The organism is Amycolatopsis sp. lyj-346, assembly GCF_046548975.1.
Taxonomy (GTDB): domain Bacteria; phylum Actinomycetota; class Actinomycetes; order Mycobacteriales; family Pseudonocardiaceae; genus Amycolatopsis.
The window spans coordinates 97,380-119,238 of the sequence record NZ_JAJPWT010000018.1; the positions used below are offsets into that span (position 1 = coordinate 97,380).

The 21,859-nt window shown below is 71.8% G+C and carries 16 protein-coding genes; 3 read left to right on the plus strand and 13 right to left on the minus strand.

The genetic code is table 11. The features are described 5' to 3' along the window. Positions 1 to 74: 74 nt before the first annotated feature. Positions 75 to 3,176 carry an NACHT domain-containing protein gene (locus ACLJQE_RS37270; protein ID WP_410644281.1) on the minus strand — a complete coding sequence of 1,034 codons (3,102 nt, stop codon included), beginning with the start codon at positions 3,174 to 3,176 and terminating at the stop codon, positions 75 to 77. Between the two features lie 85 nt (positions 3,177 to 3,261). Here ACLJQE_RS37270 and ACLJQE_RS37275 point away from each other — a divergent pair, with 85 nt between their 5' ends. Continuing rightward, positions 3,262 to 4,197, plus strand: a complete 936-nt coding sequence (locus ACLJQE_RS37275) for a PfkB family carbohydrate kinase (RefSeq protein ID WP_410644283.1) — start codon at positions 3,262 to 3,264, stop codon at positions 4,195 to 4,197. Continuing rightward, on the plus strand, positions 4,185 to 4,925 hold the full coding sequence (gene surE / locus ACLJQE_RS37280) for a 5'/3'-nucleotidase SurE (protein ID WP_410644285.1): 741 nt from the start codon (positions 4,185 to 4,187) through the stop codon (positions 4,923 to 4,925). Before ACLJQE_RS37275 ends, surE begins: the two co-directional genes overlap by 13 nt. 235 nt (positions 4,926 to 5,160) lie before the next feature. Here surE and ACLJQE_RS37285 read toward each other — a convergent pair whose 3' ends face one another. Continuing rightward, positions 5,161 to 8,898, minus strand: a complete 3,738-nt coding sequence (locus ACLJQE_RS37285) for a glycoside hydrolase family 2 TIM barrel-domain containing protein (RefSeq protein ID WP_410644286.1) — start codon at positions 8,896 to 8,898, stop codon at positions 5,161 to 5,163. Positions 8,899 to 9,065: 167 nt separating this feature from the next. Then, positions 9,066 to 9,206, minus strand: a complete 141-nt coding sequence (locus ACLJQE_RS37290; RefSeq protein WP_410644287.1) for a hypothetical protein — start codon at positions 9,204 to 9,206, stop codon at positions 9,066 to 9,068. A 189-nt stretch (positions 9,207 to 9,395) separates the two neighbouring features. Between ACLJQE_RS37290 and ACLJQE_RS37295 the strand changes: the two genes are divergently transcribed. After that, entirely contained in the window at positions 9,396 to 9,716 is a 321-nt protein-coding gene (locus ACLJQE_RS37295; protein ID WP_410644288.1) for a hypothetical protein, read from the plus strand. A 156-nt stretch (positions 9,717 to 9,872) separates the two neighbouring features. Here ACLJQE_RS37295 and ACLJQE_RS37300 read toward each other — a convergent pair whose 3' ends face one another. From ACLJQE_RS37300 to ACLJQE_RS37345, 10 genes are all read right to left on the minus strand, one after another. After that, the gene (locus ACLJQE_RS37300; RefSeq protein ID WP_410644289.1) at positions 9,873 to 10,868 is read right to left on the minus strand and encodes a beta-propeller fold lactonase family protein; all 996 of its coding nucleotides are present in this window, start codon (positions 10,866 to 10,868) and stop codon (positions 9,873 to 9,875) included. Between the two features lie 627 nt (positions 10,869 to 11,495). Next, entirely contained in the window at positions 11,496 to 12,968 is a 1,473-nt protein-coding gene (locus ACLJQE_RS37305; protein ID WP_410644290.1) for a class I adenylate-forming enzyme family protein, read from the minus strand. Next, a complete protein-coding gene (locus tag ACLJQE_RS37310) occupies positions 12,965 to 14,332 on the minus strand; it encodes a CoA transferase (RefSeq protein WP_410644291.1) in 1,368 nt (455 codons plus the stop codon). The genes ACLJQE_RS37305 and ACLJQE_RS37310 overlap by 4 nt, the downstream gene beginning before the upstream one ends. Further along, the gene (locus ACLJQE_RS37315) at positions 14,329 to 15,114 is read right to left on the minus strand and encodes a class I SAM-dependent methyltransferase (protein ID WP_410644292.1); all 786 of its coding nucleotides are present in this window, start codon (positions 15,112 to 15,114) and stop codon (positions 14,329 to 14,331) included. Before ACLJQE_RS37315 ends, ACLJQE_RS37310 begins: the two co-directional genes overlap by 4 nt. Beyond that, positions 15,111 to 16,658, minus strand: coding sequence for a class I adenylate-forming enzyme family protein (locus ACLJQE_RS37320; RefSeq protein ID WP_410644293.1), 1,548 nt, complete (start codon positions 16,656 to 16,658; stop codon positions 15,111 to 15,113). Before ACLJQE_RS37320 ends, ACLJQE_RS37315 begins: the two co-directional genes overlap by 4 nt. After that, positions 16,655 to 17,953 (minus strand): protoporphyrinogen/coproporphyrinogen oxidase, encoded by a 1,299-nt coding sequence (locus tag ACLJQE_RS37325; RefSeq protein WP_410644294.1) that lies wholly within the window; start codon positions 17,951 to 17,953, stop codon positions 16,655 to 16,657. Before ACLJQE_RS37325 ends, ACLJQE_RS37320 begins: the two co-directional genes overlap by 4 nt. Then, positions 17,950 to 18,870: a UbiA family prenyltransferase gene (locus ACLJQE_RS37330; protein ID WP_410644295.1), complete on the minus strand. Its 921-nt coding sequence runs from the start codon at positions 18,868 to 18,870 to the stop codon at positions 17,950 to 17,952. The genes ACLJQE_RS37325 and ACLJQE_RS37330 overlap by 4 nt, the downstream gene beginning before the upstream one ends. Then, positions 18,867 to 19,505, minus strand: a complete 639-nt coding sequence (locus ACLJQE_RS37335; protein WP_410644296.1) for a class I SAM-dependent methyltransferase — start codon at positions 19,503 to 19,505, stop codon at positions 18,867 to 18,869. The genes ACLJQE_RS37330 and ACLJQE_RS37335 overlap by 4 nt, the downstream gene beginning before the upstream one ends. A 12-nt stretch (positions 19,506 to 19,517) precedes the next feature. Next, entirely contained in the window at positions 19,518 to 20,621 is a 1,104-nt protein-coding gene (locus ACLJQE_RS37340; protein ID WP_410644297.1) for a DegT/DnrJ/EryC1/StrS family aminotransferase, read from the minus strand. After that, positions 20,618 to 21,700 carry a DegT/DnrJ/EryC1/StrS family aminotransferase gene (locus ACLJQE_RS37345; RefSeq protein WP_410644298.1) on the minus strand — a complete coding sequence of 361 codons (1,083 nt, stop codon included), beginning with the start codon at positions 21,698 to 21,700 and terminating at the stop codon, positions 20,618 to 20,620. The genes ACLJQE_RS37340 and ACLJQE_RS37345 overlap by 4 nt, the downstream gene beginning before the upstream one ends. Positions 21,701 to 21,859: the final 159 nt, after the last annotated feature.

Below are 21,859 nucleotides of genomic sequence, written 5' to 3' on the forward strand. Positions count from 1 at the left end.
GAGGCCGTGGCGGGGGCATGGTGAGGGTCCCTCGCGCGGGATCGTGATCGTGCAGACAAGAGATACTGCTTGGTTCAGGGTTCCAGGGAGTCGTCGGTGCGAAGGACGAGGTCGGCTTCGGGGAGTGCGTCGCGCGCCGCTTGCTCCTGGGTTTTCGGGATGCCGCGCAGCTCGATCCGCATCGCGCCGAGGCGTCGTAGGCGGACCAGGTCCCCGATCGGCTCGGTCGTGGTGAGGGTCAGGCGGCGCAGGGTAGGGAGCTCGGCCAGCTCGCCGACCTCCTCGACGCTGGGGATGCCGGCCGTTGTGATGGCTTCGACTTCAGCCAGGCGGGTGATGCCGCGCAGGTTGCGCTGGTCGGCGCGCACCGCCAGTTCCAGTTCGCCGACGCGGAGGCCTGCCGGGAGCACGTCCAAGCCCTGCGCGAGCTTCCGGTGCCGCAGGGACAGCCGGGGCAGGAGGGTCCCCCCGAGTGTGTCGAGGGCGGTGATCGCTTCGAGGGAACCGGCGTGCAGCCGCAGGTCCGTGACGTGCATCCGGGTCAGTGCCGAGAGGTCGGTGATCGCGCTGCTGAATCCGGAGATCCACAGCGACTGCAGGCCCGTGCAGTCGACGAGGCTGTCGAGGTGGCCCACGACGTCGTTGGACTTGAGTTCCAGGTGGCGCAGCGCGGGCAGGCGGGGGAGCGGGTGGATGCCGCGCGCGCGGTCGTCGAGGGGCACGTCGCCGACCAGCTGGATTGCCTTCAGGCTGCGGAGGTGGTGCAGCCGCCGCAGGACGTCCCAGCGGTGTACTTCCAGCAGGTAGTCGCCGAACTCGACGTCGGCGAGCGACGTGGCCGCGTACTCTTCGGAGTAGTCGTTGTACCGCCACGCGCGCAGCAGCTCGTTGATGACCGACCGGCGGTGGGTGCCGCTGAACAGCCGGATCTTCTCCCATGACTCCTCGCCGCCGATCAGGGCGAGCGTGCGGATGACGTGCGCCGCGATCCGGTCGGGGCGCTCGCCCGTGCGGGTGGCCAGCTCGTCGATCTGCCCGGGGCCCGGCAGCAGGTCGATCACGAACGTGCCGGCCTTGGCGAGCATTTCGGCTTCGTCGAAGCCGGCCGGGGGGATCAGGCCGCGCACGGCCGCGAGGACGTCGGTGCGGACTTGTTCGGGTTCGATGACGTCGACGTGGCCCAGCGCCGCGGCCGCCAGCAGGATCAGCCGGTCGGCGACCTCGCGGTCGCGGCGGGTGCCACGCCGGCCCGCGCGGTCCAGCAGGCGGGCGAGCAGGTCGCCGGCTTCGCCGGCCCGTGCCTGGGCCGCGACCATGAACACGACCTCGTTGAGCGCGTCGTCGTGGGCGTGCTCGACGACGTAGCCGATCTCGCCGGCTTTGACGAACTCGCCGGCGGCCAAAAAGTCGCGGAAAGTCCGGTGCACGAACGCGATCCGGTGGTCGCCTGGGTTCTCCCGCAGCACGCCGCTGCGTTCCAGCAGGTGCCGCAGCACCAGTTCGGGGTCGACACCTTGGGACCGCAGGCCGGACATCGCGCGGCCGAAGCGTTTCGTGGCGTCGTCGCGGTGCACCAGCAGTTCGGCGTTGCGGACCATCGGGGCGGCGAACCGCTCGAGGAGGATGATCTTCTCCTTGTCCGACATCCGCAGTTCGTCTTCGACCTGGACGCCGCGGCGGGTGTCCCATTCGCCCAGCAGCAGCTGAAGCGCCTTGTCCAGGAGGTCTTTGCGGCTTTGCGGCAGGTACATGTTCTCCCGGCGGTAGAGCGCGCACAGCAGCGAGCAGAGCAGCGGGCTCGACACCAGGCCCCGCACGTCCGGCCGGGCGGCCAGTGCTTCGCCGAGCCGTTCTTCGCAGCCGGCCAGCCAGTTTCGCTGCAGTTCGTCGGTCTCCAGTGCCCGCGCCGCGGCGTACCAGTGCGCGACGAGTTCGCGCATGCCCCGGCCGCTCAGCGGGAGCAGTTCGTACCGTGGGAGGGGAGCACCGGCCGACGGCCAGTCCTCGTCGACGGCGGAGGGGCGGGTGGTGATGACGTAACGGGCTTCGGGGTAGCCCCGCAGCAGGCCTTCCAGCCAGCGGCGGACCTCCTCCCGGCGTGGCCGCAGCACCTCGTCCACCCCGTCGACGAGCACCATCGCCCGGCCGGACCGCAACAGCCCGCTCACCCAGCCCGCGGGCTTCTCCCCGGCCAGCGTGGGTGCGCTGACCCGGACCAGGTCTTCGGGTTCCGGCAGTTCCCGGTCGGCGAACTGCCGTAGCAGGACGAAGAACGGGACGACGCCGCGCCACGGGTCGTCCGTCTCGGTCCCCGTGCCGAGGGCGGTGGTCGCGGCCGTGTGCGCCAGCCACTGCAGGAGCGTCGTCTTCCCGGCGCCGGCACCGCCGACGAGCAGGACGTGCCGGTCGGTGGCCAGTGCGTGTGCCGCGTCGGTGCCGGTGCCGGTCAGGGCGGGGTCGGTGGGGGAGGGCGAACGGCGGGCCACCGAGGGCACGGAGTAGAACTCGGTGAACGAGTGCCGGGCGGGCGCGCGGCCGGCGCCGACCTGGAACAGCTCGAACGTCGCGTAGGAGCCGGCCAGGTAGGACTGGTAGTGCCGCGCGAACGCGTCCGCGGCGGTACGGGCCCGGAGGTCGGGCTGCTCAGCGAGGTTCGACACCTGACGCCGCAGTTGCGTGATCTCACCGGCCATCGTGGCCTGAACAGCGTGCATCACCTCGTCGACGGCGCGGGCGCGTCGCGCGATCCGCCGGCAGCATTCGGTCAGCAGCCGGTCGAACGCCTCGATCCCGTCGGGTCCGAGGGCCGCGGAAGAGAGCGCCCGCCTGCCGGCGGAGGTGGCCCGCACCTTCAGCCGGGTCTCGTCGGTGAGCACGGCGGGATCCGCGCGGACGAGGCCGCCGACGTCGGCCGCGACGAGAGCGGAGGCCACCGCGTCGAGCGCGGACTGCCAGTCGCCGTCAGGCAGCGCGGCGAACTCGACCCGCCGCAGGTCGGCCAGGTCCTCTTCGGCGGCCAGCAGCTGGCGTTTCGGGTCGCCCAGGGCACGAAGCTTGCGTTGTTCGCCGAGCCGGTCGGCGCCGCGTTCGACAGCCCACTGGTGGAGTGCGGAAAAGGTGGCCCCGAGAGCGCCGATCAAGGCCGACGACAGCGGATCGACGGTGACACCCCCCAAGATGACCTGACCGACGAGATCAGTGTATCGAACCTGGGCAGGCCGAGCGGGTCTTGGAACCGGGCAAAACGGGTAGAAGGTCTCTATGACCGAAGGACGAGTGGCCGTGTTCGCGCCGTCTCCGCAGTTGACGGTGACGGTGGAAGAGCTGGATGGCGTGCCCGACATCCACGTGCACGCGGGCGGGCAAGGGGTGTGGCAGTCGCGGATGATCGACTCGCTGGGCGCGCAGGCGGTGTTGTGCTGCGCGCTCGGTGGTGAAACCGGACAGGTGCTGCGGCATCTGATCGGGGTCGGCGTCGAGGCCCGCGAGGTCGCCGCGCGCAACGGCGCCTACGTGCACGACCGGCGGCAGGGGCATCGTGACGAGGTGGTGCGGATGCCGGCGGACGCGTTGTCCCGGCACGAGCTGGACGACCTCTACGAGCTGACCCTCGTGGCGGCGCTCCGCGCGGATGTCACCGTCCTCAGTGGCCCGGCCGAGGACGACGTCCCGGTACCCCATTCGGTGTACGAGCGGCTCACCCGCGACCTCGGTGCCCAAGGCGGCCGGGTTGTGGTGGACCTGTCCGGGGAGCGGCTTGAGCGGGCGTTGGCGGGCGGTCCGGAGGTGGTCAAGATCAGCCACGAGGAAATGGTGGCCGACGGGCTCGCGGAGTCGGACGGGTTGCCCGATCTGGCCGCCGGGTGCCGCAAGGTGGCGTCGTTCGGAGCCCGTGCCGTTGTGGTGTCGCGGGCAGCCGCGGAGACGCTGGCTCTCGTCGAGGACGAGCTGTGGCTGGTGGAGTCGCCTGATCTGACGGCGGTCGACAGTCGTGGTGGCGGTGACTCCATGACGGCCGGCCTGGCGGTGGCGCTGGCGCAGGGCGAGTCGCTGGAGGACGCGCTGAAGCTCGGGGCCGCGGCGGGAGCGGTCAACGTGACCCGGCACGGCCTCGGGTCGGGCAGCGGCGACGCGGTACGCGAACTCGCCGGGCGGGTGCGTCTGAAGAGCTGGGAGGACGGCGGATGCGAACACTGATCACCAATGACGACGGGATCGGGTCGCCGGGCCTGCTGGCGCTGGCGCGGGGCGCCGTCGCGCACGGCTGGACGGTGGTGGTCGCCGCACCGGCGGCGGAGGCCAGCGGTACCAGCGCGGGCCTGTCCGCCGTCGGTGACGGCGGCCGGGTCGCGGTCGAGCGGCGGGATCTGCCCGGCCTGCCGGAGGTGCCCGCGCACGCCGTCGCCGCCCACCCCGGCCTGATCGCGCTCGCCGCGGCGCAGGGAGCGTTCGGCGAGCCACCGGACGTCGTGCTGTCCGGGGTGAACCACGGAGCGAACGTCGGCCACGCGGTCCTGCATTCGGGCACCGTCGGTGCGGCGCTGACGGCGTCGCTCAACGGTGCCCGTGCGCTGGCCGTGTCCCTCGACGTGGGACTGGATCCGCGTTCGGAACCCCATTGGGACACCGCGGTGGCGGTCGCCGACACCCTGCTCGATCGGCTCGCCGAGTTGCCGGCCGGCACGGTCCTGAACCTGAACGTCCCGGATCGCGCCGAGGTGGGCGCAGTGAAGCGGGCCGGTCTCGCCGAGTTCGGCTCGGTGCGCAGTCACATCCAAAACGACGGCGACGGCGCGTTCAACCTCACGGCCGTGGTGGCCGAAGGCGACCTGCCACCGGGCAGCGACGCCCAGTTGCTGGCCGAAGGCCACCCGACGGTGACCGCGCTGCGGTCGGTGACCGAAGACGCCGACCTGGTGCTGTGACTCGTCCTGATGTCGGCGTGGACGGTCAAGTCCGCAGTGCCAACGGGGCGGGGCGAGGTTGTGAACCGGCTCAGCGGGTAGCAATTGCTTCGCGGCGGAGCCAGTGGAGCAGGCTGGGATTGTCGACGGTGGGGATGACACTGACGGTGGTACGGATGTAGCGGTCGCCGTCCAGGAGGGCCGGCGCAGGTACCTCGGTACCTGCACCAGGTCGGTCCGCACCCGGACTACCGGCTCACACGCGCTGGAGGGCGAAGCGCTGGTTGGCACCGCCACCCGGGGTCCACTGCGAGATGCGGCCGCCGTCGGCGGTCGACGCGGTGAACACGTCCATCGCCAGGCCGCTCTGGCGGTTGACCAGGCTCACCGTGCCGCCGCCCTGGTCCGCCACGCGCCACTGCTGGCTCGCGGCGTTGGAATCGGGTTGCTGGCTGATGTCGGCGCCGGTGCTCGAACTCGCGACCTGCAACACCAGGCCGCTGTGCCGCGCCCGAATCCGGTAGTAGCCGCCACCCGAGTCGACGAAGTCGAACTGCTGGTTGAGCCCGCTGGACACCGACCACTGGATCAGCAGCGCGCCGGCCGCGGTGGACGCGCCGTTGATGTCCGCGGCCTTGCCGCTGTGCTGGGCCACCAGCCGGTAGTACACGCCGGTCTGCGGACCGCTGCCGCCGCCCGCCGTCTCCACCGGTCGCCGGGACAGCGCCAGGGCCTGGCCGACATTCGGCAGGGGCCGCAGCCGGTAGGTGTAGGAGTAGTCCCGGTTGGCGAACAGCTTGTACTGGTCCAGAGTGTGCGCGCCCCAGCTGTCGTTGCCGCCGACGCCCATCTGGCGGTGGTTGAGCCGCAGCACGACGTCCGGCCGCCGCGTCAACTGGTAGTCGTGCCGGGCACCGGTCGACAGGTCCTCCGGGGTGAAGTGCGACGCGTTCACCTCCAGCAGCGGTTCGCCGAACGCGAGCAGGCCACGGCCGCTGCCGTTGACCAACGCCACCCACCGCACGTCGGTCTTGTTGCCGTTCTCCTGCGGCCGGACGTAACCGGTCCACTGCCCCGAGACGGTCGAGGAGTACACACCGACGTCGGACCCGTTGTTGCGGTCCCAGTGGTTCTCCTCCGGCCCACGGCCGTAGTAGCGCATCTGCTCCAGGTCCGCGGGCAGGAACAGGATCGTGCCCACCTCCGGGATGTACGGCAGGCTGGTCGCCCCGGGGTGCAGGGTGTTGTCCACCTTGATCTCCCCGTTGCCGTACACCGTGTACGTCGTGGTGTACGTCGACGTGGTGCTGGTCGGCAGGGTGCCGGTGACCGCGATCCGGACGGCGCGGTCCGACGGCTTGCTGACGGAGAACCCGGTCACGGTCCGGTCCAGGCCGGCACGCCGCCAGGTGCCGTTGCGGCTGGGCTGGCCGTTGCCCCGGTCGTTGTCCGTGGGCGCGCGCCAGAAGTTCGGCACCGGGCCGGAGTTGACCAGCCGCACGCCCATCGCGTCGAACGAGCTGATCGTGCCGGTCGCCTTGGCGAAGACGACGGTGAAGTCCGTGCCCGCGACGGTGACGCGGTCACTGGCCTCGGTGACCGTCAACGCCGGCACGTCCGCCACCGGCGTCGGCACGACGGGCGGGCTGGAGAAGTTCACCGGGAGCTGTTGCCGCGCCACCTCGTACCCCGCGTCGGCCCAGGCCGTGGTGGTCGTAAGGGTGAACGACAGTTCGAGGAAGTGCTCCTCCCCCGGCGCCGGGGCGGTCGGCCGCTGCACGGGCAGCTGCACGGTCTTGCTCGTCAACGGCGCGATGTCGAGCTGCGCGGCGGTGAGCGCTCCACTTTGGACGGCTGTGCCGTCGGCGACCAGCGCCCACCGGCCGGTGAACTCGTTGACGTTGGTGAACAGGTTCTCGTTGGTGATCTTGACGACCCCGCTGGTGACGTCCGCGCCCGCCGAGACGGTGATCGCCTGGTAGACCCGCTTGACCTCGGCCGCCTTGCCGGCCGGCCGCCGGTCCGCGGTGACGATGCCGTCGGCACAGCCGTTGGCGTCGTTGGGGTTGTCGCCCCAGTCGCCGCCGTACGCGAGGTAGGTCCCGCCGCCGCCCGACGGGATCGGCCGGCGCAGGCCCTGGTCGACGAAGTCCCAGATGTACCCGCCTTGCAGGACCGGATAGCGCCGGACGATGTCCCAGTACTCCTTGAAGTTGCCGGTGGAGTTGCCCATCGAGTGCGAGTACTCGATCATCACGTACGGGCGGGTGTCGGAGGTGTCCCTGGCGCGGCCCTCGACCGTGGACGGGCTCTCGTACATCCGGGACCGGATGTCGCTGACCTCGCGCCGGTTGTCGCCCTCGTACTGGATGATCCGGGTCGGGTCGGCCGAGCGGATAGCGTTGCGCATCGTCACGAAGTTGCTGCCGCCGCCCGCCTCGTTGCCGAGCGACCAGATGACGACCGACGGGTGGTTCTTGTCGCGGTGCACCATCTGGACGGCCCGGTCCACGACGGCCGCGGTCCAGGCGGGGTTGGAGGCGGGGTAGTTGTTCAGCACGCCGTGGGTCTCCAGGTTGGCCTCGTCCATGACGTAGATGCCGTACTCGTCGGCGAGGTCGTACCACACCGCGTTGTTGGGGTAGTGCGAGGTCCGGACGGCGTTGATGTTGAGCCGCTTCATCAGCTTCATGTCGGCGACCATGTCATCGCGGGTCAACGCCTGCCCGCGGTCGGGGTTCGTCTCGTGCCGGTTGGTGCCGCGCAACGACACGGGCTGACCGTTGATCCGCATCAGGCCGCCCGAGAGCGTGAACTCGCGGAAGCCGACCCGTGCCGACGCGGTCTGGGTGACCGCGCCGGACGGGTCGCGCAGTTGCAGCACGGCGGTGTAGAGGTTCGGGTGCTCGGCCGACCAGAGCTTCGGGCGCTGGACGGCCTGGGAACCCTGCGCCGTCGCGTCCTGCCCGACCGGCACCGCGCCCACGTTCACCGGTACCCGCAGGGGCGACGGCCAGACGGCCTGCCGGTTGGCGTCGTAGAGCTGGACCTCCACCGAGTACGTCCCCGACTGCTGCGCGCCGCGGTTGCGCACCGCGACCTTCACCGCCAGGTCGGCGTTGGTGTAGTTGTCCCGCAACGGGGTGGTGAGCGTGAAGTCGCGCAGGTGCACCGCGGGCATCGAGTACAGGAAGACCGGCCGGAAGATCCCGGACAGCCGGATCATGTCCTGGTCCTCCATCCAGTCCCCGTCCGGGAACCGGTAGACCTCGACCGCGACCAGGTTGGAGCCGGCCCGGACGTGGTCGGTGACGTCGAACTCGGCCGGCGTGTACGAGCCCTCGCGGTACCCGACCTTCGTTCCGTTGACCCACAGGTAGAACCCGGACTTGACGCCCTCGAAGTGCAGGTGGACCCGCCGCCCCTGCCAGGCAGCCGGGAGGTCGAACCGCCGGCGGTACTGGCCGACCGGGTTGAACCGCGTCGGCGCGAACGGCGGCTGGGCGTTCTCGTTCTGCCCGTTGGCGCCCCACCAGGGGTAGGTGATGTTGGTGTAGATCGGGAAGTCGTAGCCGTGCTGCTGCCAGTTGGCGGGCACCGGGATGGTCGGCCAGGCGGTGTCGTCGACGTCGGTGCGGTGGAAGTTCAGGTCACGGTCGGCGGGCTTGGCGACGTGCTTGAACCGCCACGTCCCGGTGAGGTCGAGCCGGTACGGCGACGTGGTGCGGTCGGCGTCCAGCGCTTGCTGGAGGTCGGCGTACGGCACGGAGGTCGCGTGCGGCGGCTCCGAGTTGACCTCGAAGATCCCGATGTTGTTGTTCCACTCGGGGTAACCGTTGGGCGGGTCCACCCACGCCGCCGCGACTTCGGGTGCCGCGCCGGGCGCGCCCGACGCGATCCCGCCCGGCAGAGCCACGCCCCCCAGAGCGGCGAGCCCCCCGCCGAGAACCGTGCGCCGGCGGATGGATCGTCCTTGGTCCTGCGGGTCGATCATCATCGTCTCCCGTGAGTGCGTGGAACTGTGATGGCGGTGTCAGGTCCGCAGCTGCCGGTCAGTCCGGGCTGTGCTTCGACATCGCCCAACGCGGGCACCACCAGCGGCACCGGGGTCGTCGGTGCGAGGTGGCCGATCGCGCGACATCCGGCTGGGGCACGGGCTCTTCAACGGTCGGGAACCCCGACCCGCTGATCGGAGTAGTTCGTGTTGTCGATGTGCAGGTACATCACGTACGTCCGGACGACGAGCAGGGCGAGCGGCCGGTTCGCCTGGCACCTCGGAACCTGGTGCGGTGAGCTGGACATCGGTGCCCTCTCCACGGGAGCAGTCGGCGTCGATCCGATTCGCTCGATGGGTTCGCCAGGATGGTACGAACCCGGTCACCGGGAGGTCAACGACGTCTTGCGCCCGACGGCGGCAGGTGATCATCCGCCGGACGTCGCCGCAGCCCGGGATCGCCGTGGATCCCTTGTGCCGTCTCGATATCGGCGAGCGTGACCGAGCCGATCCGGCAGCCACTCCCCGACGGCGAGACGGCGCGGGACGTGAAATTTACGCTGCAACCGAGCAGGCCGTCGAATCGGTTCGAAGACGGCCGGTCACTGGTTGTGCAGCACGATCTCCAGGTCGTGCGCCACTTCCTCCGTCAGCTGCGCCCGACCGAGGCCGATGCGACGTTCACGGTCGAGGCGATGGCGAGCCTGATCGCGACCTGGACCGTCGGAGTGTGGCAGAACCGGCGCCTCGGCGAGCACTCCCCGGCTTGGGACCCGGGCGGTCCGCAGCCCCGAACACGCTGTTCGCCGCGGCGATGAACCAGGGGCGGGGTTCGCGATGCAGATCTCAGCTGAACGCAGCCTCCCCGGCCTCGTCGAAGCCGCGGTTTGGCGGCGGCCTGCACGATCCTGTCGGTGCTGACGCCGCTCGAGTCACCGTCCGGCCGCCCGTAGGGCCCGAGGCCGGCGCCGGGGTCACGACGTCACGGCGAGGCCCTCCGGTTCGCTGCCGACCGGCACGGTCGCCACGACCGCGTTCGTCGCGATGTCGATCACCGACATCGACCCCGAAGCCGAGTTCGTGACGAAGACATAGCTGCTGTCGGGGGCTGCCGCGACGCCTTCGGGCTCGTCCTGGACCGGGATCGTCACCGGGGGGTTGCGGCCCAGCAGGGACACCGTGTCGGAGCCGGCGTTGGCGACGTAGACCTGCCCGCGCGGGGTCACCGCGACCCCCATCGGCACCTCCCCGACCGGCTGCGTCGTCATCAATGACGGACCGGAGGCGCTGATGGCGTTGACGCTGTTCGCGCCGGTCGCCGCGATGTAGACGCGGTCGCCCGCCGGGCTGGTCGCGATCCCGGCCGGGAAGCGACCCACCGGCAGCGTGGCCACGACCTGGTCCGACCCGGCATCGATGACCGACACGGAGGCCGAGCCGTTGTTGGTCACGTACACCCGGCGCCCGTCCGGGCTGGCGGCCGGGCTGTGCGGGAACCGGCCGACCGGGATCTGCCGTACCACGGTGTTCGTCGCGGTGTCGATCACGGATACGGTGTCGGCCCCGAAGTTCGTCACGTAGGCGTGCGAGCCGGCGACCGTGACGCCGAACGGGTGCAGGCCCACCGGAACCGTGGCCAGGGTGGAATACGTGCGGGCGTCGATCACCGAAACGGTGTCGGAGAGCTCGTTGGTGACGTAGACGCGGTCCCCGCCGGGTGCCGCGCCCACGCCCACCGGCGACCGGCCCACGCGGACGGTGGCGACCACCTCCTGCATCCGGGTGTCGTACACGGTGACGGTGTCGGAACCGCTGTTCGCCACGAACACCTGCACCCGCGCGGGGTAGGCGTGCGCGTCCGGACAGGCGGAAGCGAAGACGAGCAGCAGGGCCGCCAGCACTCCACCGGCTCGCCCGGTGCCCGGCCGCCGCCGGTGCGGAACCGTCGCCGCGTCATGGCCGAATGACATGATTTTCTCCGGTTCAGCAGGAAACCGCGCCTTGTTCGAGAATGAAGGCTCTTCGGATCTCTTGATCGGACGCCCTCGGGGAAGCCGGTCGGCGAAGCGCTTGTGGCGCGCCGTTTCCCGGCCGTGATCACGCTATCCGACGGTCGGGCGAAGCTGCCACCGGAACAAGATCATGATCGCCTTGACGAGTGAACAAGGCAGCGGAACGCCTTGCTGGCCTGAATAAACCTTTTCAACCCGTCCGTGTGTCACCGACGTCGGGGAAACGGTGCACGCCGCGATTTCCGCCGATTTCCTGCATGGGGTGAAGCTATGCCGCCGGACGAAGGGGAGCCCCAGCCGGTGGACCGACAGCGGGAGACGAGTGCCGTCGGGCCGGTCGATGGCGAAGATCGCGCCGATCGACGGCCTCGCCCGCCGACCGCGGCTCCAGTGGCGACGACGCGAACGGCCGGATGAGAGTGAGCGTTTCAGGATTTCTGGGGCACCGTCCACACGTTCGCCAGTCTCGCCGGCGGCGAGGGCGCCTTTGCCGTGTATGCGGACGCAGGAGTTCGCCGTCGGCCGACGGGCTTGGCGAGGTCGACAGGGCTTGGTCTCCGGGCCCGGCCTGCGGGTCGAGAGTGGTCACCGTTCGCCGTGGTGTGAGATGGCGAGGTCGGCGAGCGTGCGCAGGCAGACCTTTCCGGTGTGGGTCAGGGGGAGCCGGGCCAGGATGAGCAGGCGCTCGGGGAGCTTGGGCCGGGCGATGCCGCGGTCGGTGCGCAGGAACGTGGTCAGCGCGGCGAGGTCGGGGACCGGGTGGCCGGCGCGGACGGTGACGCACGCACACAGCCGTTCCCCGAGGTCGCGGTCGGGCACGGGTACGCACGCCGCGTCGGCGATGGCGGGGTGGCCGGTCAGTGCGGACTCGATTTCGGCGGGGCTGATGGTGTAGCCGCCGCGGATGACGACGCGTTTGATGCGCCGCAGGACGTGCAGGGTGCCGTCGGCGTCGAAGCTTCCCCGGTCGCCGGTGCGGACCCAGCCGCCGGGGAGCCGGGGTGGTCCGCCGCCGAGGTGGTCGAGCGGGGTCATGGGCCCCAATGCGCAGATCTCGCCGCCTACGATCCGGATGTCGGTCACGGCCGGGTCGGGGCGGCCCACCCCGTGCTCGGGTGTGGTGGTGTGGCAGTTGACTCCGTCGGAGGAGCCGTAGACGTTGACCACGTCGACGCCGAACACCTCGCGGCACCGCCGCAGGGTGTCCGCCGGCAGCACGTCACCGCTGGACACGACGGCCCGCAGCGACGAGGTGTCGAAGTCCGCTGCGTGCTCGGCGAGGCGACGCAGCATGGTCGGCACGCCGAACACGTGAGTGGGCCGGTGCTCGGCGATGGCTCGCAGTGCGTCCAGGGCGTCGAACCGCGGGCGCAGCAGCAGTGTCCCGCCGAAGCGGCACAGGGTGATGGTGGCCCCGAACGACCCGTAGGCCGAGGACAGCGGCACGAGCACGAGGTCCCGCCACACCGGGGTATCGCCGTGCACGGCACGCAGGTAGTTGCCGCGACCGCCGGCGAAAGCGTTGTGGGAATAGGCGACGAGCTTCGGCTCGGCTTCCGAACCCGACGAAACCAGCAGTCTCGCCGGGGACTCCGGGTCCACGGTGACCGGTTTCCACCCTTCGCCCCGGGTGTGGGGCGACACGGTCGGCCACGGCAGGTCGTCGTCGGTGATCAGCGACGCGGCGCGGGCCCGGCCGAGCAGGTTCAGTGCGTCGGCCCGCCCACCCGTGAACGGCAGGGCGACGGCGCCGCACGCGGCGACAGCAAGCTCGGCGACCACCGCGTCGCGGCCGTTGGGCACGCGGACGCCGACGATGTCGCCGGGCTGGGCCGCCAGCGCGCCCGCCAGCCCCCGCACCTGCTCGTCCAGCTCGCCGTAGGTGAGCCTTCCGCCGTCGTCGACGACGGCGACCCGGTCGGGATGGCGGCGGACCTGGTCGCGCAGCAGCGAGTGCAGGTCCCGGCCGGGGCAGTGGCCGGCGTGGACCCAGGCGCGCCGCGCCGCCGCCGGCACCCGGTCGGCGATCACCACCCCGCTGCGGGAGACCCACGTCATCGGAAGAACGCCCAGGGCGAGACCGGCAGCACGCACTGCTCCCGGGTGAGGGCTCGCGCGAACCGCGGGTCGCGTCCCAGTGCGGCGAGGTCGATGCACACCGGCACGGTCGGCGGGGACGTGTCACGGTGCCGGGTGAGAGCGTTGAGCCGGGATGCCGCGGACAGCAGCGACGACGCCACGGTCTGTCCGCGCCGGGTCCGTTCGCGGCGCAGCAGCGCGTCCACCACGGCGTGGGCGGCGACGACGCCGCCGAACACGTCCACGATGGTCATGGGCGAGGCGGGCACGCCCGCGTGGGCCTGGACGACGAAGTCGGTGCCCAGCGGCGGCTCGGGACCGAACTCGTCGCCCCACCCGGAGGCGTGCGCGTACACCAGGCCGTCCGGGAAGTCCTCGGCTCGCAGCCGCCAGTGCGCGGCTTTGCCCGGCGCCCAGTTGTGCACGAACACGTCCGCCGCCGCGGCGAGGTCGAGCACCTCGTCCCGGCCGGTGCGCAGGTCGATCTCGACCACCGCCTTGCCCCGGTTGAGGGCGAGGAACCGGGCGGAGGTGTCCCCGGCCATCGGCGGGACCCAGCGCAGCGGGTCGCCGCCGGGCGGTTCGATGCGCACAACGGTCGCCCCGAGCATCCCCAGCAGGTGCCCGGCCAGCGGTCCCTGCACGCGCCGGCACGATTCCAGCACGACGATCCCGGACAGCGGCAGCTCCCCGACCGCGAGGACCTCGTGCCGGGCGTTCCCGCGCGGGGAGATCCGGTAGGCGGGCAGGCTGTCCAGCACCCGCTCCGACCGGACGACCATGGTCATGCCCACCCGTCGAGCGGTGGTCTCCAGGACAGCGAGCGGGAAGCGGGCCGCGGAAGCGGCGAACTCGGGCGGCAGCGGGCAGGTGGCGGTGGCGAAGCGGTGCAGGAAGGGGCGCCAGCCCCGTTCCACGGCCCGGGCCGGGACACCCAGTTCGGCCCAGAATCCTTGCCACGGAAAGGGATCCAGCGCCTCCACCTCGAACACCACGCCTTCGGACGACCGGAACGGCGGCCCCGCGCCGGGATGCCACTCGTCGGGCTCGTCGGCGGTCGCGGCCGCCAGGTACTGCGAGACCGCGAGCAGCGCGGCCTGCGCGACGGACGTGGTGTGCCCGGCGAGCGGTACGCCGCGGGTGCGCCGCAGTTCGACGGCGAGCACCCCGATCGCGGCCAGTTCGGCGGCGACGGCGCGGGCGTAGTCCATCCCGAGCGGCGCGGGATGACCGAGCCGGCGGCCGTGGACGTGCATCAGCCCGCACGCCGCCTGCACGTCGGGTTCTCCGCGCAGCGGGAGGTCGACGGGTCCGCTCCAGCTCGGTGCGGCGATGGCGGTCATGTGGGGCGCTTGCCCTGGACGGTGTAGAAGACGCAGGAAGTGGCGCGGAACGCGGGGTGTGTCATCGCGGCGCGGGCGGTCTGCAGGCCGGCGTCGGTGGCGCCCACGGCGAGCAGCTTGTCGCGGAGGTGATGGGTGTGGTGGACCAGCAGGTGCAGTCCGGGGGAGTCCGCGTTCCACTGTTGCACCACCGGTGCCGGGTCGACCTCCGCCAGACCGGCGGCGACCATCGAGGCGGCGGCACGGCGGCCCCAGCGGCAGTCCGCGCCCGCCGCGTCGAACATGCGCTCCTTGGCGGCCAGGAACTCTTCGTAGGCGGCGGCGTGGCCGGCGTTGGCGGCGAGCAGTACCGGTCCGTAGTCGACGTCGAACTCGTCCAGCTGCAGCAGACCGCCGGGCTTGAGGGAGCGGACGAGCTTGCGCAGCACCTGTTCGCGCTCGGGCAGGTGCAGCAGCACGAGGCGGGCGTGGACGAGGTCGAATTCGGCTTCGGGCAGCGGGTCGTGGACGACGTCGTGCCGCAGTACGGTCAGCCCCGCGGCGGGCGGGACGTGCTCGGGCTTGACGTCGGTGGCCAGGACCGACGCGCCGCGACCGGCGAGCCAGTGCGCGACGCTGCCGCCGCCGGCGCCGACCTCCAGGCACCGCCACCCCGGTCCGACGCCGGTGCGCTCCAGCCGGGCGAGCGTCGTCGGGTCGTAGGCGGCGGCCAGGCAGCGGTGCTGCTCGGTGGCGTGCACGCTGTGGTTGTCGAAGGCGTAGCCCTCTTGGATCGTGGTCATGTCCACCTTCCGGTGCCGTGGGTGCCGGTGTGCCCGACGAGCCGGGTGAGCAGTTCGAGGCGGCGCACCTTGCCGGTGCCGGTGCGCGGGAGGTCGTCCCAAGTGACCACGCGCGGGGGCGCCAGCGGCGGCAGGTCGGCGACGGCGGCCTGCCAGCGCTGCGGGTCGAGGTGCTCGTCGGCGGTGACGACGACCGGGACGGGTGGGCCGCCGGGGGTACCCAGGACGACGCACTCGACCACCTCGGGCAGCCGGTTCTCGAGTACGTCCTCGGTCTGCAGGCAGCTCAGGCCGGGCACGGTGTCGACCTCGCGGTCGAGCAGCAGCACGCCCCCCGTGCGCGTGAGGACGCCGAGGTCTCCGGTGTTCCACCAGCCGTCGCTGTTCTTGTCTTGCCAGCGGTCCTGCTCGCCCAGGTACCCGGCGCAGAGGGCCTTGGTCCGGGCCAGCACGAGTCCTGGCCGCCCGCGACGCACGGGCCGGAACGTCTCGGGGTCCACGACCGCGAGCTTCGCCCGGCCCGGCAGGGGGCGGCCGAGGTGCCGGGCGTGGGTGGCGCGGTCGACGGCGGCGCGGGTGAGGAAGCGGAAGGTCAATGGCCCGGTTTCGGTCTGCCCCCAGCCCTGCATCCACAGTGGACGGTGGCGGCGCGAGGCGTGGAGCATGGTGCGGACCACGGGCGGGTGCACGGCGTCGTAGGTGCTGACGAACAGGCGTACGTCGCGAAAGGGGTTATCCGGGCCGCGCGTCAGGGGGCGCCACCGCACGTAGGCCGCGGGTAGTGCTTCGACGGTGGTCGGCGGATGGGCGCCGAGCACCTCTCCCGCCGAGGCTGGGTCCGACAGCAGCACGATCTTGCGGGGAGCGAGGCAGAACACGCTGCCGGTCCAGCAGAAGGTGCGGCCGTGGGCGTAGGAGGAGGCGTTGGCGACGACGTCGTCGCGGCGGGTGCCCACGACCGGGACGCGCAGCGCCTCGAACCGGGCGAGCCGGTCGACGATGGTCCTCGTGGTGTGCACGACCAGCTTGGGTGTGCCCGTGGTGCCGGAGGTGTGGTTGACCACCAGCGGGTCGTCGTCGTGCCGACGCCGGGGTGCCGGGGCACGGGCGCCTCGCACGTCGTCGAGCGCCAATTCACCCTGGCTGGGAACATCCAGGGACAGCACGCGGCGGGCGTGGTGCGCCGGAACGGGCCGGTCGGTGACGAGGACCGCCGGTTCCAGGCGCTTGAGCAGCGTTTCCAGTACGTCATCGGACAGCTCGCCCGAAAGCAGGGCGGGTACGGCGCCGAGCCGGATCGCCGCGCAGGCGAGCAGGTCGTAGTCGTAGTGGTTGCGTTTGACCACCGCGACCCGCTCTCCCGGGCGGGCCCCGGCGGCGTGCAGCCAGCCCGCGGCCTCTTCCACGAGGTCGGCCAGCTGGGGCACGGTGAATTCGGTGCCCCGGCCGGGCGCGATGTCGAAGGGCCGGTCGAGCAGGACAGTGGTGTGCGTGCGGCGCGTGGCGACTTCGTCGAACAGGGTGCCCATGTCGTGGGGCCTCATACGGGTTCCCTCCTGGCGGGGTGGGTGGAGAGCAGCCGGGCGGCGGCGCGCTGCCCGGAGCGCACGGCCGCCTCGCTGCACGGCACGAGCCCGGTCCAGTCGCCGGCGTACTCGACCGCGGAGACGGGCCGGGTGGCGAAGGCGGCGCGCAGGGCCAACGCGCGCGGGGTGGCTTCGGGCAGGCCATCGCGGAAGCGGGTGACCAGGGCGCCGGTGGCCATGCCCAGCGTGGGGAGGAACCGCTGGGCCGCGCCGGACAGGACGTCGGCCACCTCGTCGTCGCCGGCGTCGAGCAGGCCGGGCGCGCTGGCGGGGCTCGCCATCACGGTGACCAGGCCGTGCCCGGCGGGTGCCCGCCCCGGGTGCTTGACGTGGTCGAGGATGAGCGTGGACACCACCCGGTCCTCCACGGCGGGGACGACGATCGCGTAAGAACGCGATGCCGGGCGGGTCGGCAGCATGAAGTGGGCCTTGACCACGGGGGTGAACGTGGCGGCGGCGAGGAACTCCGCGTCCTGGGCGGGAGCGTCGAGGTGCAGGACGCGGGCCACCGGGGCGGGCACGGCGAGCACCACCTGCCGCGCGCGGATCTGCTCGGTGCCGCAGAGCACCCGGACCGATCCGGACTCCGGCACCACGCCGTCGACCCGGACTCCGGAGGTGACGTCCAGGGACGCGGCCAGCGCCCGTGCGAAGGTGTCCATGCCGTCGCGGTAGGTGCGCCAGGTGTTCGCCGGTCCGGCGGCGGCCAGCAGCGCGAGCAGCGGCGCCGCGGCCGAACGCTCGGGCCGCCAGCCGAAGAACCCGGACACGACCGGCTGGCAGAGGTAGTCCAGCACGTCGGGGTGGAAGGCCCCGGCGAACTCGGCGACCGTGCCGAGATCGGCGCGTTCCGGGTGGTCGAAGTCCGGGCGCACGCGCAGCACCCGCAGCAGGTCCAGCCGGGCACGCGGGCCGAGGCCGGCCCCGGTGAGCAGTCCGCGGGGGTGAGCGAGCCCCGGCCGCGCGCGGCCGCCGCGCCACACGGCGAGGTGGCGGCCGATGCGGGGAACGGCGGCCCGGTCCACACCCAGCTGCCCGAGCAGCTCCCACGTGGCGGGGTAGCCGCGTTCGGGCACCTGCTCGGCGCCGGTGTCGACGAGGAAGCCGCGGGTGCGCAGGGTCCGCATCCGGCCGCCCACGGCGTCGGCGGCCTCCAGCACACGTACCGAGCGCCCGGCGAGGCGCAGCGTGTGCGCGGCGGCGAGTCCGGCGACGCCGGCCCCGATGACGATGACGTCCTCTTCGGCGGTCACAGCAGGTTCACCGTGACCAGCGCCACCACGGTGACGCGGTGGATGCGGATGCCCAGGAGACGGGCGCGCAGGATGTCGCCCTGCGCGAAGGCGATGCGCAGCTGGAGGGCCCGCAGCAGGAGCGTCGGCAGCAGCGCCACTGGGAACCACCACGCGGTGCCCAGCCACGGCCCGCAGACGATCAGCGCGGCCTCCACGGCCGTGACGGCGAAGATGAAGCGCATGTTCCCGCGCGGCGAGGTGAGCGCGGCGACAGTGGGCCGGCCCACCTTGCGGTCGCCCTTGATGTCGTTGGTGTTGGAGTAGACGCCGAACAGCAGCGGCCCTAGGCCGAACAGCAGCGCCTGCACGACGACGTTGCCGTCGAGCGAGCCCACGGCCAGTCCGTAGGGCGCCAGCACGAGTGCCCAGCCCAGAGCGGCGATGAAGAACTCCTGGAACCCGTGGTAGCTGAGCTTGACGCCCCACGAGTACTGCACGGAAAAGAAGTAGGTGACAGCGATCAGCGCGACGGTCCACCAGGGAGCGTGCGGTGCGGCGGCGATGGCTGCGATCCACAGCAGCGCCCCGATGACCCCGGTGACCCACGCGAACCGCAGCACCTGGTCCTCGGTCAGCGTCCCGGCGACGAGCGGCTTGCGGTACCGGCGTCGTTTCGGGTCGTCGGGGGCGTAGTTGGCGACGTCGCTGCCGTCGCGGAAGCCGGTCAGATCGTCCAGGGCGACCATCGCGGCGATGACGAACACCTCGCCGAGCAGGAACAGCCCGCCGGCGGCGAGCACACCGCCGTCGAAGCGCAGCGCGGTGGGCAGCAGTGTTCCGACGACCAGGACACCGAGGTAGTAGTCGACGATGTCGAGCTTGGCCAGCCGGACGTAGGCGCGGGCGGTGGTGGCGGGGGCGATGGAGGTGGTCACCGGTGGCCCTCCAGGGCGATCAGGGCGGCGAAGGACCGGTCGCCGCCGTAGAACACGTCGCGCCGCTCGACCAGCCGGGCACCCGGCAGCAGCTCGAGGTAGGCGTCCAGGTCGCGCAGCCGCGAGTACTCGCCCACCGGGATGTCGGCGTGTTCGTACTCCACCAGCACCAGGTGCCGGGCGGAGGCGGCGATGCGGCGGCACGCTTCGGCCAGGTCGTCTTCGCCGAGCACGTGCATGAGCACCCACACGCACACGGCGACGTCGAACGGGTCTCCGGGTACCGGCAGCTGCTGGACGGCGGAGTGCGCGAACCGCACGTGCGGCAGGCCGGCGCACTCGGCGCGGGCGAGGTCGAGCATCCGGGGCGTCAGGTCCACGGCCAGCACGTCGCGGGCGTGCGCGGCGATGGTGGGGGTGAGCCTGCCCATGCCGCAGCCGATCTCCAGCGCGGTGCGGGGCGCGATCGCCCGGAGGTACTCGGTGACGATCGCGCGGGTGCGCTCGGTGGTGGCCTCGGCGAGGCCGGCGGGCTGGGACGCGCGCATGACGCGCGCCAGGCCGGGGCGCGCGGCCCGGCGGTGCCACTCCAGGGCCACGGCGTCGGTGGTGGGAGCGGGGGTGGTCTGCGGCATGGCGTCTCCGTTTCAACTGCGGGCGAACCGGCACACTTCGTCGGCGATGTGCTCGACTTGGGTGTCGGTCAGGTGGGGGTGGATCGGGATGGCGAGCTGGCGCGAGCAGGCGTGTTCGGCCGCCGGCCAGTCGCGGCCGGTGGTGCGGAACGCCGCTTGGTGCGGCAAGGGGGAGCGGTAGTACACGTGCGAGCCGATGCCGCGGGTGGCGAGGTGGTCGTGCAGCGCGTCGCGGTGCTCGGCGAGCAGGGAGTACACGTAGAAGCAGCGTCCGTCGCGGCCGGGCGGCGGTGGCACGACGCCCGGCAGGCCGGTGAACCGCTCGGTGTAGTACTCGCCGATGCGGGCCCGGCGTTCCAGGCGCGCGGGCAACCCCGGCAGGCGGCGCAGCTGGAACGCCGCCATGATCTCGTCGAAGCGGCTGTTCACGCCGATCCGGTGGTGGAGGAACCGGGTGCGGCCGTCCTGGCCGTGGTTGCGCAGCATGCGCACGGCGCGGCCCAGTTCCGGGTCGCCGGTCACGACCATGCCGCCCTCGCCGGGCATCCCGAACGTCTTGACCTGGACGAACGAGTAGACGCCCGCATCGCCCCAGGTGCCCGCGGCCCGGCCGCCGAGCACGCCGCCCTGGGCGACGGCTGAGTCCTCCAGCAGCCGCGCACCGGCGCCGTCGGCGATGACGCGCAGCGCCGGCATGTCGGCCATCACCGAGAACACGTGCGCGGGCATGACGACCTTGGTGCGCCCGGTGACCGCCTTCTCGACCTCGACCGGGTCGACGACCATCGTGGCCGGGTCGACGTCGGCGAACACCGGTGTGGCGCCGAGCAGTGCGGGGGCGGCCGCGAGCGGCGCACAGCCGTAGGCGGGGACCACGACCTCGTCGCCGGGCCCCACCCCCATGGCGCTCAGCACGAGCGTCAACGCCGAAGTACCGCTGGAGCAGGCGACGGCGTCGGTCGCTCCGACGGCGTCGCGGATGACGGTCTCGAAGTGCTCCGTGCGGCGTCCGAGGATGAACCGCTGCTCAGGGTCGAGCGCCACTTCCCGGACCACGTCCAGCAGTACCTGGCGGTCGTCTTCGAAGAGATCCGGCGGGAAGAACGGGATTTTCACGCCGCCTCCGCGGACCGGAAGAAGTCGCGGATCTCGCGGCACACCCGGGCGACGTCGTCCTCCTGCAGGTCCGGGTAGAGCGGCAGGGCGAGGGCGTGCCGGCAGGCGGCTTCGGCGTGGGGGAAGTCCCCGGGCCGGTGGCCCAGGTCGGCGAAGCAGGGTTGCAGGTGCAGTGGTGTCGGGTAGTACGTCTCGGTTCCCACGCCGCGCGCGGCCAGGTGCGCGGCCAGCTCGTCCCGCCGCTCGACCTCGATCGCGTACACGTAGAACACCCCGCGCACGTCGGCCCGGCGCGGCAGCACCGAGGGCAGCTTCCGCACCCCCGGCACGTCGGCGAGCAGGTCGGTGTAGCGCTGGGCGAGGGCGGCGCGGCGCTCGATGTCCGCTTCCAGGCGGCCGAGCTTGGCCAGCAGCACCGCGGCCTGCAGGTCGTCCATCTTGCTGTTGACCCCGACCGCGCCGGTGGTGGTGTTGATGGCCGGGAAGTGGCCGGCGGTGGGGCCGAACCGGCCGTGGTGACGCAGGGCGGCGACGGTTTCGGCGACGACCGGGTCGTCGGTGAGGACCGCGCCCGCGTCGCCGAGCGCGCCCAGGGTCTTGGTCGGGAAGAACGACAGCACTCCACCTTTGCCGAGCAGCCCCGCGTGCGTGCCGCCGTACCGCATCCCGATCGCCTCGGCGCTGTCCTCCACCACGGTCAGCTCCAGTCGCCGGGCTGTCTCGCCCAATCCCGTCATGTCCGCGGGTTGGCAGAACAAGTGCACCGGCATCACGAACCGGGTGCGTTCGGTGGTTACGGCCGCGAGCGAGGAGGGGTCCATGCCGTAACCGTCGGGCTCGATGTCGGCGAACACCGGACGACCGCCGGCGAGCACCACGGAGGACGCGGAGGCGATGAACGAGAAGGCGGGCACCACCACTTCGTCACCGGGGCGCAGTCCGCACGCGCGCAGCAGGAGCACCAGTGCGTCGGTGCCGCTGTTCACCCCCACCACGTACTCGGCGCCGGTGTACGCGATCAGCGCTTCTTCCAATTCGACGACCTTGTGGCCATGTGAGTACTTTCCGCGGTCCAGCACGTCGATAATGTGCCTGCTCGTGGTGGGCCACAATTTCTTAAACGTCTCTGATTGGGTGAATGATGGAACGATCAAGCGTTCACCTCCGCTGCCGTAACTCCCAATGAATCCTAAGTCGGGGCCAAGTGTTGACCGTCAATGCGAGTTATCTTCACTCTT